The 2,178-nt window shown below is 42.3% G+C and carries 2 pseudogenes; both read right to left on the bottom strand.

Going from position 1 to position 2,178, the window contains the following annotated elements:
* Positions 1–286: 286 nt before the first annotated feature.
* Positions 287–1,351 (bottom strand): annotated as a pseudogene (locus tag ABID39_RS07775) (portal protein); the annotation flags it as partial.
* Positions 1,336–2,178 (bottom strand): annotated as a pseudogene (locus ABID39_RS07770) (PBSX family phage terminase large subunit); the annotation flags it as partial. The pseudogenes ABID39_RS07770 and ABID39_RS07775, both read right to left, overlap by 16 nt.

Here is a 2,178-nt window from a genome sequence, read left to right as displayed (position 1 = left end):
TCAAACGATTGAATTTTTAACAATGTGATTTGTGCTGAGATAAAAACGTATCATAAAATTTATAAACTGTTATGAGTGATAACTGCTTTTCATTTTATTTGAATGCACCCATGCGTTATAATATTAGCATCATGATTTGCTTTTTATGGTCTATTCATACATGGCAATCTTATATAAAAAATGGTCAAATGAATCACGTATAAAAGTGTGGATTCTTAAGTGGATTCATATAAAATAATTACATACAAACTATTGACTTTATTGTGTTTTTTGATACTATATCTTACATGACTTGGCTAAAATATTTATTGGACCATTTTTGTGGATCTTTAGCTGGGCGAACAATACCGTAAAACTGGTTTTTAAGCTTATCCAACGTGCCTGTAATGCATTCCCATCCAAGCTGCCCATCAGGCGCTAAGGGTCTATCGGGCTTTACCAAAAGACGCCGACCAAGAAAAGCACGCTTAACAATTTTCTTATGAAAGCGTGCACCTTTAAACTCAGGTAGAACAATCTGAATCTGTTCAAACTCTTGTTGGTTATAATCGCGCATCTGACCCGTTTGAGGGTCCATTGCCTTGTAATAAGTCTCATACTCAAACCAACGACATTCAACAAGTGTAACATACTGTCTTTCTGAAAACGGCGTTATTCCAGTATGATTATCGCCATAAGCATCAAGCGATACATGATGATCTTCCGTACTGATCGTGCTATCGACAGCCCAATCGGCATTAAGATCTTCCAAAGCCACTTCAGGAAAAAGATTTTTAGCATCCTCAACAGATTTGCGATCCACATACCACAAGCGCTGTGCATCAACCAAATTTGGTCTCACAGCATTCGCATCCCATACCATTTTCAGTGGATCTAAACGTCTAATTGTGGGTACACCTTCCGGATTTGTTTCATAGTCCAAACGTGTGTCTGTCCATCCCATGCCACAAATAACCATATCTTGAAAAGCATCGGAATCTGCATACTCAGCCTCCGCCTCATCACGAAACCATTCGGCAGCTCCCGTCAGTAATTCATTGGGTATTGCAGCACCAATTTGACGCGGTTGAAACTGTACTTCTCGCTTATTATTACGCTCCGCCCCAACAATAGCATTCACCAAAGGCGCTATACGGTTAAAGGTCATCACAGGGCGTCGTTGCGTTTTTAAAACCGTAAGATCTTCCTCTGCCCATTGACGACCATTGTAAAAATCAAAATCTTCACGCGCTTGTTCACGCCATTCATTAACATGATCAATATCTTCAGCGTACCAAGATCTTAATCGTCTATAGAGCTCATAATCATCAAGATGTGCTCTCTTTTTATCGTTCTTTAGAATGCCATCCATGAGGCTGTTTCTCTTTCTGTGACACGATAACGCTCTTGCTGTGTCTTAATCTTTGGGGCTTCGTAACTCACACACATTAATCCAAAAGCATCCGCTCCATGACTGGACCAATCATGCTCTGCACCCAAACCAATACCCCGCTTCTCATCCCATTTCTCGTGATACCAACTTAAAGCCTTGCGCCCTGCTACGGTCATCTCTTCGTTAAACCATACTGAAGGTAATATACGCCGCACTGCCTCTATCCGCATCTTAACAGCACCAGCCCCTTGATTAGGAATAACCTGCGTTTCAAAGCCGGCGTCATTCAAAGCGCTCTCAAAGCTCACATTGTGTACACGGTCTCTCGTTGCACCATCATGAGGTAAAACCATCAATGCCTTCTCATAGCCATTGCACCGCAACCAACCTATGTGCTCTGATAACGGCTGTCCTTGTGCTTCGTAATAATCAAGCACTCTGATTTCCTTGCCAATAAACTGAGCTATCCATATCGCTGTCGCATCTGCCTTGGCGCCCGTACCACCAATGTCCCAAAAGGCACGAATTTGCATCAAAGGGTCACGAGCAACACGCCCTATCCGCCCCTCCTGCTCAGCTGCTAACATTTCCTTTTGGAAGTAAGCTCCCTGAACTGCTGTAAGATAACCACCTTCCCAAATATGCTTATAGGTCTCTGGACGATTTCTAAAATCATCCAACCGCGCTTCATTCAAGATCTTTGGAAACTTCGGATTGTCTGACCAATTGATCTCTACACGCTTAATGGCTTTATTGTCTGAAAAGCGAAACCGCCTTTCAACTGGTGCATTGTCTCGCAACGGGTT

Origin of the sequence: Bartonella japonica (assembly GCF_040545385.1) — a bacterium.
Classification (GTDB): domain Bacteria; phylum Pseudomonadota; class Alphaproteobacteria; order Rhizobiales; family Rhizobiaceae; genus Bartonella; species Bartonella japonica.
The sequence above is the reverse complement of the archived record's forward strand: the minus strand, read 5'-3'. Positions and strand labels throughout refer to the sequence as shown.